Origin of the sequence: Bacillus sp. NSP9.1 (genome assembly GCF_000465465.2) — a bacterium.
GTDB lineage: Bacteria > Bacillota > Bacilli > Bacillales > Bacillaceae > Bacillus > Bacillus sonorensis_A.
This window is the reverse complement of record NZ_CP048273.1, coordinates 1,213,905-1,226,520: the sequence shown is the minus strand read 5'-3', so window position 1 is coordinate 1,226,520 and position 12,616 is coordinate 1,213,905. Positions and strand designations below refer to the sequence as shown.

Annotated in this window: 20 protein-coding genes; 5 read left to right on the top strand and 15 right to left on the bottom strand. The window is 42.7% G+C overall.

Features of this window, described 5'->3' with window-relative positions; translation table 11 throughout:
- Window positions 1-12: 12 nt before the first annotated feature.
- The 7 genes from M654_RS06245 to M654_RS06215 are packed head-to-tail and all read right to left on the bottom strand — an operon-like array spanning window position 13 to window position 3,717.
- Entirely contained in the window at window positions 13-879 is an 867-nt protein-coding gene (locus M654_RS06245; RefSeq protein WP_201278490.1) for a DUF421 domain-containing protein, read from the bottom strand.
- A 26-nt stretch (window positions 880-905) separates the two neighbouring features.
- A complete protein-coding gene (locus M654_RS06240) occupies window positions 906-1,112 on the bottom strand; it encodes a DUF1657 domain-containing protein (protein ID WP_026588424.1) in 207 nt (68 codons plus the stop codon).
- Between the two features lie 16 nt (window positions 1,113-1,128).
- Complete coding sequence (gene spoVAE / locus M654_RS06235; RefSeq protein WP_026588425.1) at window positions 1,129-1,479, bottom strand: stage V sporulation protein AE; 351 nt, start codon at window positions 1,477-1,479, stop codon at window positions 1,129-1,131.
- Window positions 1,480-2,493, bottom strand: coding sequence for a stage V sporulation protein AD (gene spoVAD, locus M654_RS06230; RefSeq protein ID WP_026588426.1), 1,014 nt, complete (start codon window positions 2,491-2,493; stop codon window positions 1,480-1,482).
- Window positions 2,493-2,972, bottom strand: a complete 480-nt coding sequence (spoVAC, locus tag M654_RS06225) for a stage V sporulation protein AC (RefSeq protein ID WP_026588427.1) — start codon at window positions 2,970-2,972, stop codon at window positions 2,493-2,495. Before spoVAC ends, spoVAD begins: the two co-directional genes overlap by 1 nt.
- Window positions 2,973-2,983: 11 nt before the next feature.
- The gene (locus M654_RS06220; protein ID WP_035428432.1) at window positions 2,984-3,451 is read right to left on the bottom strand and encodes a YhcN/YlaJ family sporulation lipoprotein; all 468 of its coding nucleotides are present in this window, start codon (window positions 3,449-3,451) and stop codon (window positions 2,984-2,986) included.
- A 59-nt stretch (window positions 3,452-3,510) separates the two neighbouring features.
- A complete protein-coding gene (locus M654_RS06215; RefSeq protein WP_026588429.1) occupies window positions 3,511-3,717 on the bottom strand; it encodes a DUF1657 domain-containing protein in 207 nt (68 codons plus the stop codon).
- A 582-nt stretch (window positions 3,718-4,299) separates the two neighbouring features.
- On the opposite strand from M654_RS06215, the gene M654_RS06210 reads away from it, so the two are divergent.
- The 3 genes from M654_RS06210 to M654_RS06200 all read left to right on the top strand — a co-directional run bounded on the left by M654_RS06210 (window position 4,300) and on the right by M654_RS06200 (window position 5,948).
- The gene (locus M654_RS06210) at window positions 4,300-4,986 is read left to right on the top strand and encodes a YukJ family protein (RefSeq protein WP_026588430.1); all 687 of its coding nucleotides are present in this window, start codon (window positions 4,300-4,302) and stop codon (window positions 4,984-4,986) included.
- A 177-nt stretch (window positions 4,987-5,163) separates the two neighbouring features.
- Entirely contained in the window at window positions 5,164-5,535 is a 372-nt protein-coding gene (locus M654_RS06205) for a helix-turn-helix domain-containing protein (protein ID WP_163170552.1), read from the top strand.
- Window positions 5,536-5,585: 50 nt separating this feature from the next.
- Entirely contained in the window at window positions 5,586-5,948 is a 363-nt protein-coding gene (locus tag M654_RS06200) for a VOC family protein (protein WP_026588431.1), read from the top strand.
- A gap of 258 nt (window positions 5,949-6,206) precedes the next feature.
- Here M654_RS06200 and erm read toward each other — a convergent pair whose 3' ends face one another.
- The 3 genes from erm to M654_RS06185 form a co-directional block, all read right to left on the bottom strand.
- Entirely contained in the window at window positions 6,207-7,061 is an 855-nt protein-coding gene (gene erm, locus M654_RS06195) for a 23S ribosomal RNA methyltransferase Erm (protein WP_026588432.1), read from the bottom strand.
- Window positions 7,062-7,339: 278 nt separating this feature from the next.
- The gene (locus M654_RS24310; protein ID WP_156177705.1) at window positions 7,340-7,384 is read right to left on the bottom strand and encodes an erythromycin resistance leader peptide; all 45 of its coding nucleotides are present in this window, start codon (window positions 7,382-7,384) and stop codon (window positions 7,340-7,342) included.
- A gap of 201 nt (window positions 7,385-7,585) precedes the next feature.
- Window positions 7,586-7,777, bottom strand: a complete 192-nt coding sequence (locus tag M654_RS06185) for a hypothetical protein (RefSeq protein ID WP_142246038.1) — start codon at window positions 7,775-7,777, stop codon at window positions 7,586-7,588.
- A 399-nt stretch (window positions 7,778-8,176) separates the two neighbouring features.
- Between M654_RS06185 and M654_RS06180 the strand changes: the two genes are divergently transcribed.
- On the top strand, window positions 8,177-8,371 hold the full coding sequence (locus tag M654_RS06180; protein WP_026588434.1) for a hypothetical protein: 195 nt from the start codon (window positions 8,177-8,179) through the stop codon (window positions 8,369-8,371).
- A gap of 996 nt (window positions 8,372-9,367) precedes the next feature.
- Here the strand turns inward: M654_RS06180 and M654_RS06175 are convergent.
- On the bottom strand, window positions 9,368-9,697 hold the full coding sequence (locus M654_RS06175; RefSeq protein WP_026588435.1) for a YolD-like family protein: 330 nt from the start codon (window positions 9,695-9,697) through the stop codon (window positions 9,368-9,370).
- Between the two features lie 61 nt (window positions 9,698-9,758).
- The gene (locus M654_RS06170) at window positions 9,759-10,541 is read right to left on the bottom strand and encodes a helix-turn-helix domain-containing protein (protein ID WP_026588436.1); all 783 of its coding nucleotides are present in this window, start codon (window positions 10,539-10,541) and stop codon (window positions 9,759-9,761) included.
- 130 nt (window positions 10,542-10,671) lie between these two features.
- Between M654_RS06170 and M654_RS06165 the strand changes: the two genes are divergently transcribed.
- The gene (locus M654_RS06165) at window positions 10,672-10,869 is read left to right on the top strand and encodes a helix-turn-helix domain-containing protein (protein WP_026588437.1); all 198 of its coding nucleotides are present in this window, start codon (window positions 10,672-10,674) and stop codon (window positions 10,867-10,869) included.
- 58 nt (window positions 10,870-10,927) lie between these two features.
- Here the strand turns inward: M654_RS06165 and M654_RS06160 are convergent, their stop codons facing one another.
- The 3 genes from M654_RS06160 to M654_RS06150 form a co-directional block, all read right to left on the bottom strand.
- The gene (locus M654_RS06160; RefSeq protein WP_026588438.1) at window positions 10,928-11,230 is read right to left on the bottom strand and encodes a hypothetical protein; all 303 of its coding nucleotides are present in this window, start codon (window positions 11,228-11,230) and stop codon (window positions 10,928-10,930) included.
- A gap of 116 nt (window positions 11,231-11,346) precedes the next feature.
- Window positions 11,347-11,604, bottom strand: a complete 258-nt coding sequence (locus tag M654_RS06155) for a holin (RefSeq protein WP_026588439.1) — start codon at window positions 11,602-11,604, stop codon at window positions 11,347-11,349.
- A 21-nt stretch (window positions 11,605-11,625) separates the two neighbouring features.
- The gene (locus M654_RS06150; RefSeq protein ID WP_026588440.1) at window positions 11,626-12,606 is read right to left on the bottom strand and encodes an N-acetylmuramoyl-L-alanine amidase; all 981 of its coding nucleotides are present in this window, start codon (window positions 12,604-12,606) and stop codon (window positions 11,626-11,628) included.
- Window positions 12,607-12,616 lie beyond the last annotated feature (10 nt).

The window sequence follows — 12,616 nt, the reverse complement described above, 5'->3', positions numbered from 1 at the left end:
CTAGACAAAACGTCAATCATGTAAGGCGGGATCCAGCTTTTTCAGCATATCTTTCAGTTTTTTTGCATTTTTGGCATACATCGCTTTCGCCGATGCTGAGTCAGTGGCAAGAGCGAACAATTCGAGATCAGCCTGGCATTTTTTAATCGTTGCCAATAGTAAAGGCTTTTCTTGAGGAGACGGAACTTTTATTTGATCATCATACAGATCCACGCTCAGCTGCCCGTCAGAGTCGACTTGTCCAAGGTAGACGTTTTCCATCGCAACGCCTAATTTGTCAAGCTCTTCGTTGAGCCAACGGCGGTTTAGCCCGGCTACAGACAACGGTTCATCCAAAACTTCCCCGTCCATGATCACCGTTTGCGGCTCTTTCTCCGACTTGTAAGGCATCTGCAAATCCTTCATGGTAACCGGCCTGTGTTCTTTTTTTAGCAGCACATTTAAATCGCCGCTTTGCTCCAGGATGGCAAATTGCACCTCGGAGACGTTGAATACATTCTTTTTGCGCAGCAGTTCGAGGAGCTCGTCTGCCGAGTATTTTTCTTTTTTCAAATTATCTTCCATGATTTTTCCGTCTTTAATAAAAACCGTTCCGGTTCCTTCAAGAAAATCGCGGGCTTTTTTATTTTTTAAGGAAACCCACTCGACCAAAAAGGGGACGGAAGAGAAACATACAATCGCGATGATTGCGTTAATGATGCTTCTTTCAAGCCCCATGACGACTTCAGAGGTAATGCCTCCAATGGTGATGCCAGCGATATATTCAAACACCGAAAGCTCTGCCAACTGTTTCTTCCCTAACAATTTCGTCATGAGAAACAGAACGATGACAAAAATAACCGAACGTACAATAATATCGAGCCACTCAGGCACATTCATCCCTCCTGCCATAAAATAAAACTAAATCAGAAGCCTTTATATTGGTATTCCTCCCGCTCAAGCTCACCGACCCGCTTTTTCAAGTCTGATACCACTTCTTCGCTTACCATCATCGTTTCATGAAAAAGACGCTTCACATCTTCATCCTGGGATTTCTCCGCCAAAGCCGAAAGACCCGCTTCAACGCTCTTGAGACTGGCCAGGCATTGCTTCACTTGAGCTCCAACTGTCATATTTTAAAAAACCTCCTTACCCTTTTGGTTTAAATAGAAGCGCGCCAATCAATCCGAAGATGATCGCAGCCGAAATTCCGGAACTCGTCACTTTAAACATTCCGGTGATGACACCGATCAAACCATACTGCTCCGCTTCTTCCATCGCTCCGTGAAAGAGCTGATTTCCGAAACTAACGATCGGCACGGTCGCTCCTGCTCCCGCAAAATCAATAAATGGTTCGTAAAGGCCAAACGCATCAAGCAATGCTCCCAGAACAACGAGGATCGACAGCGTGTGGGCGGGCGTCAGCTTAAAAACATCAAACATAATTTGCCCGATCACACAGATGAGGCCCCCGACTACAAAAGCCCAAAAAAATATCACCTATTGTTCACCTCCGAACTCGATTGAGACAGCATGAGCAATGCACGGAATCGTCTCCTTTTGCTGATATGACAATGGAGACAGCAGCGCTCCCGTCGCAACGACGAGAAGGCGCTTGATTTCGCCTTTTTTCATCCGATTGAACAAATGCCCGTAGGCGACGGCTGCCGAACACCCCGCACCGCTTCCTCCGGCAAGAACGGGCTGTCCTTCCCTGTAAATCATCAAGCCGCAATCCTGGAATTGCTTCTCATGAATCGGTGTTCCGTGTTTTTTGAATAAATCCAAAGCGATTTCCCTGCCGATATGTCCGAGATCACCGGTCGCGATGACGTCGTAATAGGAAGGATCAACACCGCGCTCTTTTAAATGGGTTTCAATCGTATCAACTGCCGCTGGAGCCATCGCACCGCCCATATTAAAAGGGTCTGTCAATCCCATATCGACAATTCTGCCGATGGTAGCGGATGTGACAACAGGTCCATCCCCTTGATCTTTTAACAGCGCCGCACCGGCGGCGGTCACCGTCCATTGTGAAGTAGGAGGCTTTTGCGATCCGTACTCCGTTGGGTAACGGAACTGTTTTTCAACTGCCGCGTTATGGCTGGCGGCCCCTGTCAGCAAACAGTCGGCTCCCTTATGATTGATCAGAAAAGCAGCCAGAGCCAAGCCCTCCATTGACGTCGAACACGCGCCAAACAATCCAATGTAAGGCGCTCCCAATGTTTTGGTCGCAAAGCTGGTGGGTGTGATTTGATTGATCAAATCTCCGCCGAGAAAAAACTGGACCTGATCCTTTTGGATGTCTGCCTTTTTAACCGCCGCTTCACAGGCATCTTCCAAAAGAACCTGCTGAGCTTTTTCAAACGAATCCTGATTCAGCCAGATATCGTTGTGAAGGAGATCGAAATCTTCCGGGATTTTACCGTTGCCTTCAAAAGGCCCCGCCGCCGTTCCCGTAGCGGCAATCACCGGTTTATTGTCAAAAATCCAAGTCTGGTGCCCTGAAAGCATTACAGTCCCCCCCACATGATGAGGATCGTTTTGATCGTCGCAAAGACAAACGCGGAAAAAACGCCAAACATAATGACAGATCCAGCCAATTTGAACATATTGCCCCCTACACCAAGTACAAATCCTTCGGTCCGATGTTCAATTGCAGCGGAGATGACCGCATTTCCAAACCCGGTGACAGGAACGGCCGAACCTGCCCCGCCAAACTGTGCGATGCGGTCGTAAACCCCAAACCCCGTCAGCAGCATGGAGATGAATATCATCGTGGCCACCGTCGGATTCCCGGCCGTCAAAGTTGTGAAATTAAAAAAATACATGTAAAACGTTTGAATCGCTTGTCCGATTAAACAAATGATTCCTCCTGTTAAAAAGGCCTGCAGACAATTTTTCAAGACAGGCCGTTTGGCTTCCCTTGCTTTTGCGAATTGCTGATACTCCTGCATAACAGGCGTTAAATTTTTCTTTTTTTGATCAGCCATTTGACCACCTCTTAAGGCTTTTCTTTCATCAATTTTTTGATTTTCTCGATTCTTTTCTTCAGTTTTTTATCGCTCATTTTTTTGCTTTCAATTCTTTGTTCCAGTTTGTCTAACTCCCAAAAAATCTTTTGATCTGTCGAGACTTCAATGCGGTAACCGGGAAAATGTTTTTTGAGCATGTCTTTCGACTGTTTCTCAATATCCTTCAGCCGAAAGCGGTCAAACTGTTCAACCTGAACGGCGAGGACGAGATCTTTATCACGGCTCGCGCCCCTGACTTCAGTCACTTCTTCTTTTTTGAATAACAAGTCTTTCGCTTTGTTTGCAGCTGTTTGGTTCGTCGCCTCATTTCGGGCATTTACGTGCCGGACCGCCATCGACTGGTTTTGGTCGGCGGGATCGTCGGCATTTTGACAGCCGCTGGCGAAGAGTTGAGTAAGCAAAAAAAACCCAATCAGAACATACCTGGAAAAAACCATCTGCGAGGCACTCCCCTTTCAAGAAAAAGGCTGGCTTCATTGACCAACCTTTTCGAACACTACTGCTGCTTATATTGCGGTTCTTCCTGCTCGATTTGCTGAACGCGCGGCTCAAGCGAATCAACGATCGTCTGCGTCTGTTGAGCGGCCTGCTGATACAGCTGTTTGGCCTCCTGATTGTCAGTGCTTAATGAAAAAGTCTCCAGGCTCGCCTGGGCGCTTTTCAGGCTGGCTACAGCCTGTTTAACTTGATTGATAACAGTCATTTGTTTGCCTCCTTCACCTTTTTACAAAAACTGTATTTATCTTGTAGGTTGAATAACTTTGCCAACCATATACCATCCAATATTTTCAAAACCCGAAAAAATCACCCGTAAGCCAGGCAAAGCATATCATAGATAGGGAAGCAGCTTTAAAAGAATTGACAAAACATTCTTATCAAGCTAAAAGGCTTCATGCCGCATCTCTTTCACTCCTTCAGATATGTTATATAGACGCATAAAAAAGAGCTGCACCCGCTGCGGGCTCTTTTTTTCGAAAACACGCAGAATAAAAACGTTCATCGATGAGTATGCTTTTAGCAAGAACCTCTTTAGCGTTTTTGATACACCGGTTAAGCGATCGGTGTTTTTTTGTGCAATCTATCAAACTTTAGCAGGAAAAGAGAGCAACCCGGCTGCTATACCACATTGGCGGCATGCCTTTGCATCTAAATGTTTTATTTCATCATACAATTTGAAGAAATCTTTAGAAAAATGTAAATTTTCTTGCGATCAAATGAGGATTGAATATACACTTATGAATAAAGAAGCGCCTCACCACATTTCAGCAGTGAAGGAGGAAGAATGATGGCGGTTGAAAATTACGGGGTTTTAAAAGGAATTGTGCATGATACGAAAAGAGAGGTCGATTTTGATACGCCCCATTACCAAGTAGATGTGATTGGAGAAGATGACAAACACTACAGGTGCGCCATTAATGTGATGTCGAGTTCAGCCGAATCCGAAGTGCTGTATTATGCGGACGATCAATTTAACGCCAGTGAAATCACCCATGTTCAAAACCTGCCGAATGGATACACTCCGATTCATGAAGATGAGACGAATCAACGAATTGCGCTTGATTATGTAAGAGGCAGCCTGTTCGATCCGACTAAAATGGTCCCTCTGCCCCATGAAGTGACTGGTGAACATAATGATTTGAATGATTTTATCGAAACATATATGAACAAAGCGAAAAACGAAAAAGCTTCGATTTATATTTACGGCTCAAAATTCGGGCCGGAAAATAAAGAGGATAAAATATTTGGCTTCAAACCAACCAATGGTATGCACAATATCCATATGAATCAAGGGAATTCAGGGAGATGGAAAAAGGACAATGGCGTTTACCATGACGGCGGTATACTCATCCAATTTCGCGATCATTGGGTCGCGATTTTCCTAGCTTTTTTAACACAGTCATGGTGCACCGATAAACAAGGGAATTCCATCAGATTTTGTGCTTTTACAGAGCCTGATAAAGAGTTTGAATAATAGCGCCTGTGACGGCGGACGGCATTATTGACAAACATAGAATGAAAATCAATAAAAGACCACCGATATCGGTGGTTTTTAGTTTTCATTCAATACAGCTACATTGCTGAATTCTTCTTCTAAAATGGACACAATCTTTTGATAGGCGCCTGGTTCGTACCATTGCAGTAAATTCAATTGTTTATATATTTTTCTGATGCCCATCCTTTCCGTTCTTTTCCCTCTGCTGCCATCCCCCATAAAAAGTCATCTATTGCTGCATGGTTTGTAACTTCTTTTAATGAAGCACTGGAATTAACAGGTCTTTCTCCCAAAAAGTTAAGCAAAGCAGCGAGGTTTAATCAAGTTCGATTAAGAATATTTTTCACTCCTGAAATAGACCTTCATGATTGTATGCACGAATTTGGCTATTATGACTATGCTCATTTCTCAAAAGACTTTAAAGAATGCATCGGCCTGATTCCGAATGAATATAGAAACTGGATGTTAGAAAAAATGAATCGAGAACAACATAAACATGAAAACGTCGTTTTTTTACAAGATGAATAAAACATATTTGATTACGATAGGAATTGATATTGATTGAAGGAGGATTTCTGATGATCACAAATTTAGGAACTGTTGCAGTCTATGTTGAAGATCAGCAAAAAGCAAAAGACTTTTGGGTAAACAAAGCAGGCTTTGAGGTTATGGCAGAGCATCCAATGGGACCGGAAGCATTCTGGCTTGAAGTCGCCCCTCAAAATGCGCAAACCCGTTTAGTCATATATCCAAAATCCATGATGAAAGGCTATGAAAAGATGAGGGCATCCGTGGTATTTGAATGCGATCATGTTTTCGAGACCTATGAAAAGATGAAAGCAAATGGAGTAGAATTTAAAGGAAAGCCCGAAAAAATGCAATGGGGCACATATGCACACTTTAGCGATGAAGACGGCAACGAATTTCTGATAAAAGGGTAAACAGAAGACAGATCAGTTGGGGACTGGTCTGTCTTTCTTATTCGGGTAAAGTTTGTTCTCTCGCTTATACTTCGGTACGTTAAGGTGGATAACCGCATTGTTGAGTCGGCTTGGTCATTTTTTTATCCGTAATCCATAAAAAAATGAGCCACCTTTTTTAAAGGTGACTCTTGCTTTATTTGAACAATACCCCGGGTGCCTTAAATCAAAAGAAAAACTTGATTTCTCATCGTGGCTGCTGAAGCTGGCCGACTTTTTTCATATTTTCTTTTTGTTTACTCTTGGCCAACGAGCTCGCGGTACATGTTGAACCATTGTTTTAAAAACAACCCCCCATTGATATTCATTAAGCCTTTCGATAGACGTTCCACTGTTGATGTTTAAATTTCTTTTCAAATGCTTCATTTGGGGAGAAGTAAAGATCCCTCTTAAAGCAAGGTCTAAAGGAGCTTGCGGCTTCTTGAGCGCATATTGGGCAAGCCCCATAAAAGCCATGTAATCCTTATGAGAAATGACCGCTTCTTTCTTTCTGGTGATCATAACCAGTGCTGAGTCCACTTTTGGCGGAGGGGAGAAATTTTCTTTAGATATCACTTGAACGAGTCGGATATCATACCACATTTTCCAAACCAAAACATAAAAGTTTTTTACTGAATTTGAAGTGAATCGTCGAGCTGCTCCTTTTTCCATTACGATGATACCTCTTTGAAACCTGTTTGAAGGATTGTTCAAAAGCATCTTCATAATCGCTGTTGTGATGGCATATGGAATATTCGAGACAACAACAAACTTTTCTCTCGGTAAATGGATTTTCATAATGTCTTGATGAATAATTTTCGTATTTGCGTTCTGTGCGGTTTTGCGTTTAAGAATATCGACAAACTTTTGATCATACTCTACGGCCAAAACCTTGCCGGCTCTCTGACTTAAAATAGTTGTGAGCGCGCCTTTTCCGGCTCCTAACTCTAAAACCGTTTCATGTTGGCTTACATTTGCTCGATCTACGATTTCATTCAGCAGCTTTTTATTGTACATTAAATGCTGTCCAGAAAAATTGGGAGGTTCTTCACGGCTTCGTTTTTTTCCGCTGTCCTTACGAATTTTTTTCGCCATATGATCTCTTCCTTTCAAATAAAAAAATCACAAGCCACCTGCCTGTGATTTAGAGTAAAGGGAAGAAAATCTATCCTTATTAAATTGGCGAAAGGCAAAACAGTCGTCGTCAAATAAACCTTTCTTTCAAAAACAAAAGAGGGAAAAAAAGAAAGGCACAACGATCCGCCTTTCTACACAAATCACATATTTCAATGCGAAAAATGAAGATTATTAAAAAAGGACAGACTGATCCCGTTTACTCTGTTTGCACAAACAGAGCCTTTGAACGTATTAAATTAACGGTTCAAAGTTGGGAATCGAAGTCTCATTGAATGTGTCATTTTTTAATAAACCTCCATAAAATTCAAAATCATTAACATTATAAAGGGGTTCAAAGCAAAAGTCAAAATCAAAAAATAGGAAATAAAGACAAGAAGCAACATTATTTATTAGGCGGTGGAAAACCAATTTAAAGGTTTGAAAAAAGGCGGCTGATCAGTATAAAAAGACCCACCTCTTTTATAAGGGGGGCTCTTTAATAATTAATTCTTCTTGGTGTTAAATGCATTTTGGTTAGGTTTTATTTCATTTGCAAACTCATTGGTAAGCGCAGCATTTTGCAGATTGCCTTGTTGTGTAAAATTTTTCATTACATTTTGCACAGGGTTATTTTGATTGCCATTCCTTCTGAACAAAAATGCAGCTACACCAATTCCTAAGCCTAATAAAGACATCCACATGGTTCCTCTGTTTCTTCTTCGGCCAAATAAAAGACCTCTGTTTCTAAACAGTGTTGTTATCCACTGGAAATTCAAATTGTCTCACTTCCTTCTCTTCATATTCACCGTTACTTTTTACAACATGAGCATTGTTTATGCTGGTATGTTTCAGGGGATTTTCCAGTTGAAATTGATTTTTTTCTTTTATTTATCTCGTCATGAGGGAATATTAATAACCGACTTTTTCAAGATGCGCTTTTCATAAAAAGGAAAATAAAAAAACCCTTGATATATCAAGGGTTTCCAATATGGAGCATAGCGCTCTACACTGTCAGTGTAGATGATGCTTTCTGAACAAGTATATTCGATTCTGTCCATCCCTTTTATTTCAGCTTAGGAAAATTTAAAGAGGATTTGGATATAGAAGAAGCAGCAGAACACCTGGCAAAATGCTTAAAATCTTGTCCGGAAGAGATGAAACTGGGGTGTCATGCACTAGGAAAAGCTGCTGTTAAACAATTGAATCGAAGTGATCTAGTTACCGTTGGCCGGAACCTTTCAGAGAAATTGGTTATGCCGGAAAGGTTTAATAAAGTCTTGTTTATGTAAGCTAAGCTGTTGACAAATATACCCCGTTATAACTCCTGCAATTTTTTTTGCATGCTTTGTCGGGACTTCTTCTATCCCAAAGCTAAATACGAATATTCGTTCCTATTTAATTTTCTCAAAGAAGAATAACTTCATGAAAGATGACAAGATCGGGGAACAATCACATGGACAGGCATAATGCTGCCGTAACATGTCAGTTTGCTTCGAGAGTTGGACAGCAACCACAACAGAGTGAGAAAGACCAGTACTCGACATGGTCCATATAAAAGACATGGAAAGGATAATATGTGAAGTCCGCAAGGTTTTTCATGTCATGGATTCAAAAGGAGACACCAATTTCAATTAAATTTGAGGACGTTAACTAGTGTGGAAATAAAATAGGCCCTCTAGAAATTGGCAACAGTTTTTTTTATAATAAATTAAAAATCCCGATTAAAATCCAACTAAGAAAGGAATGTCCCCAATGGGTACATTATATTTATTACTGTATTTTATTGGTGGATTAGCTTTATCCGGCTTTATTACGGTTTACGGACTGAAAAAACTTTTAAAAGCTTTTAAAAGCTGAAAAAGAGCGCTGATATTTAATGATATATTAGCAGGCCGGGGATGGCCCGCTTTTATGTTGCGAATAACTTCGTCCACGTAGCCATTCCGGTAATACTATCCACAGACAAACCTTAAAACATTAGAATCGATCACTGACAAAAGGTTTTGCCAACAATTCAAGAATACACCCCAATTTCTTAACAGGAAAATAAAAAACCCTTGATATATCAAGGGTTTTCAGTATGGAGCATAGCGGGCTCGAACCGCTGACCTCTACACTGCCAGCTTTCCGAAGTAATTTCCGTTAAGTCTTCCGCTCAGTCATTCCGTAAAGTCAAGCGTTCATGCGCTTAGTCACCGTTTTTCAATCGTCAATCGATCTTATTATACACATCGGACGCGCTACGTTGCAAGTCCGTAATACTATACTCTGCTTTTTCCGCGAAGTCACACGTCCTCCAACGCAACCCACACGATCTCCCTAAACGGCACTTCTACGCCATCAATCCGCAATGCCCCGCCGACTGGATCAACGGATTCAATCACGCCGCTTACCGATTCAGCGACCCAATTCCGCCAATAACGGATCTCGCAGTCCATTCCGGTCCTGTACGCGTATTGTATTTTCGATTCAAAGTCCGACCACTGCTCCGGATCAATCGACGGCTTCCGGTTATAGGCGTTATCCATTTCGGACTTAACCCGCCTCAACTGCGCAATGTGCTCCGGCAAGAATATAGACGTCCATTTCATCGTTCCTCTATCGCGTAATGTCATTCGTATTTCCTCCTTCGGTCCTATGCCGAAAGTATAACACGAACAAATGTTCCCGAGCAATTTATTCCGCTTCTAGGAACGTTTCGAAGTCCGCCAATAGCCCAACGTTTTTCATGCGATTTTCACGGGCTTTTACCGTCCATGCGGCTTGTCGGAAGCTAGCGTATAGGTAGTCGTCAAAACGGCTTATTTTCCGTTGTTTTCGTTTGAGAATCGAAGCATGCCACGCTTCAACGAATGGCTGCGGCTGATCCTCGATGATTAGCGTTGGGTCTACGCTTGCCTTAGCCCGCAATAAGATTCCGTAGTATTTATAAATTTCGTCTGCTTCGAAGTAGCGCGCCATTGCGGAGTAGACTTCGCTTGGTAACGCATTTTTAAGACCGCAGGCCGCCACCGTATCTATTACGTGATTTTTTGAAAGATTTATAGAATGCGATGGTTCATTCGCAGTTTTAGGCGCTTCGTCCGTTGTCTCCGTTGACTTCGTCGTATCCTCACGCATGGTCATTGTCGACTGGTCAATCGGTAAAATAACGATGATATTGGCGCCGTGACCGCCGTTTATTTTCCGTGTTGTCGCGATCTTTTGAATGATCGAAAGTGATGCGAGTTTGTTGACGACACGACGCGCAGTCTTGACGGACTTTCCGATGAGGTCCGCGAGTGTGTCCGCTTTAAGATGCGCTGCGCCGGCGAACTTGACCGCATAGCGAGCAATCGTCTTCAACGCCGTCCGGTCTGTGTCGTTCAATTCGTATGTATTGCGTTTAATGTGTTCGTAGACAGCCGTGTTGAGTTCAGCCGTCGAGTTGAACGTTTGGTGTTCCGCTAAGTAATGCATAACGATTCCGCCTTCCGTAATTTCCGTTTAACGTAATTATAATTACACTAAACGGAATTGTCAATTACGGATTGCGTAATTTTTAACTTTATCGTATACTACGGATATAGAATGCGAAAGGGTGAGGTGAATGCGACTTCGTCTTAAAGAGCTGCTTGAGGAGAATGGGTATGAGCAGAAAGAAATCGCAAAAGAATTGCAGCTATCTACTCGCGCAGTAAGTGAGCTTTGTTCGGGTAAAACGAAGAGGTATCCGAAGGAGACTCTCGAAAAAATTATTGATAAATTTAACATCACTGATATGAACGAATTATTCGAGGTTGATTGAGGAATTCTTTGGGCGGAACAAAAAAAGAGCCCCAACTGTTTAAAGTTGGAGCTTAAGGTTAATCTATGATCCCATTACGAGCTTTCATATGCCTAATATCTTCATGAATTCCTTTTAGATATTCCGATTCGCTCTCTTTGTGTTGTAAAATTCGAGAAATTCCAAGTAAAACACTTCCAAAAAATGCGCACGAGAGAAAAGATGCGATTGCATACACCCATCTCAACGGATGAGGCTCTTCATATGTATACCCTTCTGAAAGACCCGGTTCATATGTTTTCATACCTAAACCTAAATACAAGAAAGTAATTACTCCTGCCGCAAGTATCGAGAAACCTACATATTTAATAAAATTAACCATAATGAGACCCCCTTATCTTCTTCCTCAATTTTAACCCATACTAAAGTTGTATGTCATTACAATTATGTATACGAGCACCTACGATCTTATACGCAGGCGCCCGCCAAAAGTTCCGCTTACTTAGTCGTTCCTTCACGTTTCACACCGATCTCGAAAAGACCAGTCGCAGCGAGGCCCGCAAAGCCCCCGGCCCACAACCGTAATACTAATTCGAGGTCCGTAAACGGATATGCTACCGCTCCGAGTACGATCCCCAAAACGAAGCTTACTGCCGGTACGATATTAGTCGGCATGTTAATCGTTTTCTTAACGAGTTGAACAAGCGCCGTAAGAATAGGCGCTAATACAGTCGCGAACAATAGTACTTCTTTCATTTATATCGTCTCCCTTTTCGATTAGTTTACGGAATAGCCTTCTTTTTTCAATGCCGCAGCAAGTTTCGCTTTCGTTTTCGGTCCGTAGATTCCATCGGCTGCGAGTCCGTGCATCAACTGGAACCGTTTGACTGCGTTCGCTGTTTTCGGACCGTAATAGCCGTCGATTCCGTTGTTCTTTGCGCCTTTGTCCGGGTAGAAATAAACCGCAGCCAGTGCAGACTGAACTTGCGTTACCTTCGTCCCTTTCGTCAGCGGACTCGTTACTTTGATGATTCCGTCCGGTAGAGTGAACGATTTTTTAGATGACTTGGACGATGAACCGCCACTTCCCTTAAGCTTCAGCACCTGACCGACCATAATTTTATCCGGATTTTTGATGCCGTTATAAGACTGAAGTTTCGCCACACTAACACCCGTTTTGACTGCGATCTCTGAAAGCGTGTCGCCTTTCTTAACGGTATAGGTCTTTCCAGATGATTTCGTAGAAGAAGTCGACTTACCTCCGAGTGCTTTAAGTTCCGCCGCAATAGCCGACTTCACTTCGTCCCAACGGCCTTCATCGAGAACCCGATGCGGACAGTATTTTCCGGACCAATCCTGGTGTTTCCGGACACGATCAACGCCCCAACCGCGCTCCTTCAATAGCTGTGCGATAAATTTAATCGCTAATTTTTCGGCCGCTTTATATTTAGCGCCGCCAGATTTCGAATAGCATACCTCGACGCCAATTGACGTACGGTTTCCGGAATTAGAGCCGCTACCATCTCCGCAATGCCAAGCGTTGCGATCTGTCGGAATCCCCTGAACGACTTCCTTATCGTCTACTGCGAAGTGATACGATACTTCGTTGTTGTTCCGGACCATATACGAAATTTCATTCGCTGCTGGAGCGTCGTTCGCCGTATTATGGAACGTGATATACTTCGCGTTCATTGAATACGGACACTTGAGCGAATGTTTGCTTGACGCGACTAGATTTTTTCGGACTGAAATCGCCATTTAATCGTCT

Coding starts and splice junctions, on each gene's coding strand:
- M654_RS06245 (WP_201278490.1), bottom strand. CDS start 879: ATGAATGTGCCTGAGTGGCTCGATATTATTGTACGTTCGGTTATTTTT.
- M654_RS06240 (WP_026588424.1), bottom strand. CDS start 1,112: ATGACAGTTGGAGCTCAAGTGAAGCAATGCCTGGCCAGTCTCAAGAGC.
- spoVAD (WP_026588426.1), bottom strand. CDS start 2,493: ATGCTTTCAGGGCACCAGACTTGGATTTTTGACAATAAACCGGTGATT.
- spoVAC (WP_026588427.1), bottom strand. CDS start 2,972: ATGGCTGATCAAAAAAAGAAAAATTTAACGCCTGTTATGCAGGAGTAT.
- M654_RS06220 (WP_035428432.1), bottom strand. CDS start 3,451: ATGGTTTTTTCCAGGTATGTTCTGATTGGGTTTTTTTTGCTTACTCAA.
- M654_RS06215 (WP_026588429.1), bottom strand. CDS start 3,717: ATGACTGTTATCAATCAAGTTAAACAGGCTGTAGCCAGCCTGAAAAGC.
- M654_RS06210 (WP_026588430.1), top strand. CDS start 4,300: ATGGCGGTTGAAAATTACGGGGTTTTAAAAGGAATTGTGCATGATACG.
- M654_RS06200 (WP_026588431.1), top strand. CDS start 5,586: ATGATCACAAATTTAGGAACTGTTGCAGTCTATGTTGAAGATCAGCAA.
- erm (WP_026588432.1), bottom strand. CDS start 7,061: ATGGCGAAAAAAATTCGTAAGGACAGCGGAAAAAAACGAAGCCGTGAA.
- M654_RS06185 (WP_142246038.1), bottom strand. CDS start 7,777: ATGTCTTTATTAGGCTTAGGAATTGGTGTAGCTGCATTTTTGTTCAGA.
- M654_RS06175 (WP_026588435.1), bottom strand. CDS start 9,697: ATGACATTACGCGATAGAGGAACGATGAAATGGACGTCTATATTCTTG.
- M654_RS06170 (WP_026588436.1), bottom strand. CDS start 10,541: ATGCATTACTTAGCGGAACACCAAACGTTCAACTCGACGGCTGAACTC.
- M654_RS06165 (WP_026588437.1), top strand. CDS start 10,672: ATGCGACTTCGTCTTAAAGAGCTGCTTGAGGAGAATGGGTATGAGCAG.
- M654_RS06160 (WP_026588438.1), bottom strand. CDS start 11,230: ATGGTTAATTTTATTAAATATGTAGGTTTCTCGATACTTGCGGCAGGA.
- M654_RS06155 (WP_026588439.1), bottom strand. CDS start 11,604: ATGAAAGAAGTACTATTGTTCGCGACTGTATTAGCGCCTATTCTTACG.
- M654_RS06150 (WP_026588440.1), bottom strand. CDS start 12,606: ATGGCGATTTCAGTCCGAAAAAATCTAGTCGCGTCAAGCAAACATTCG.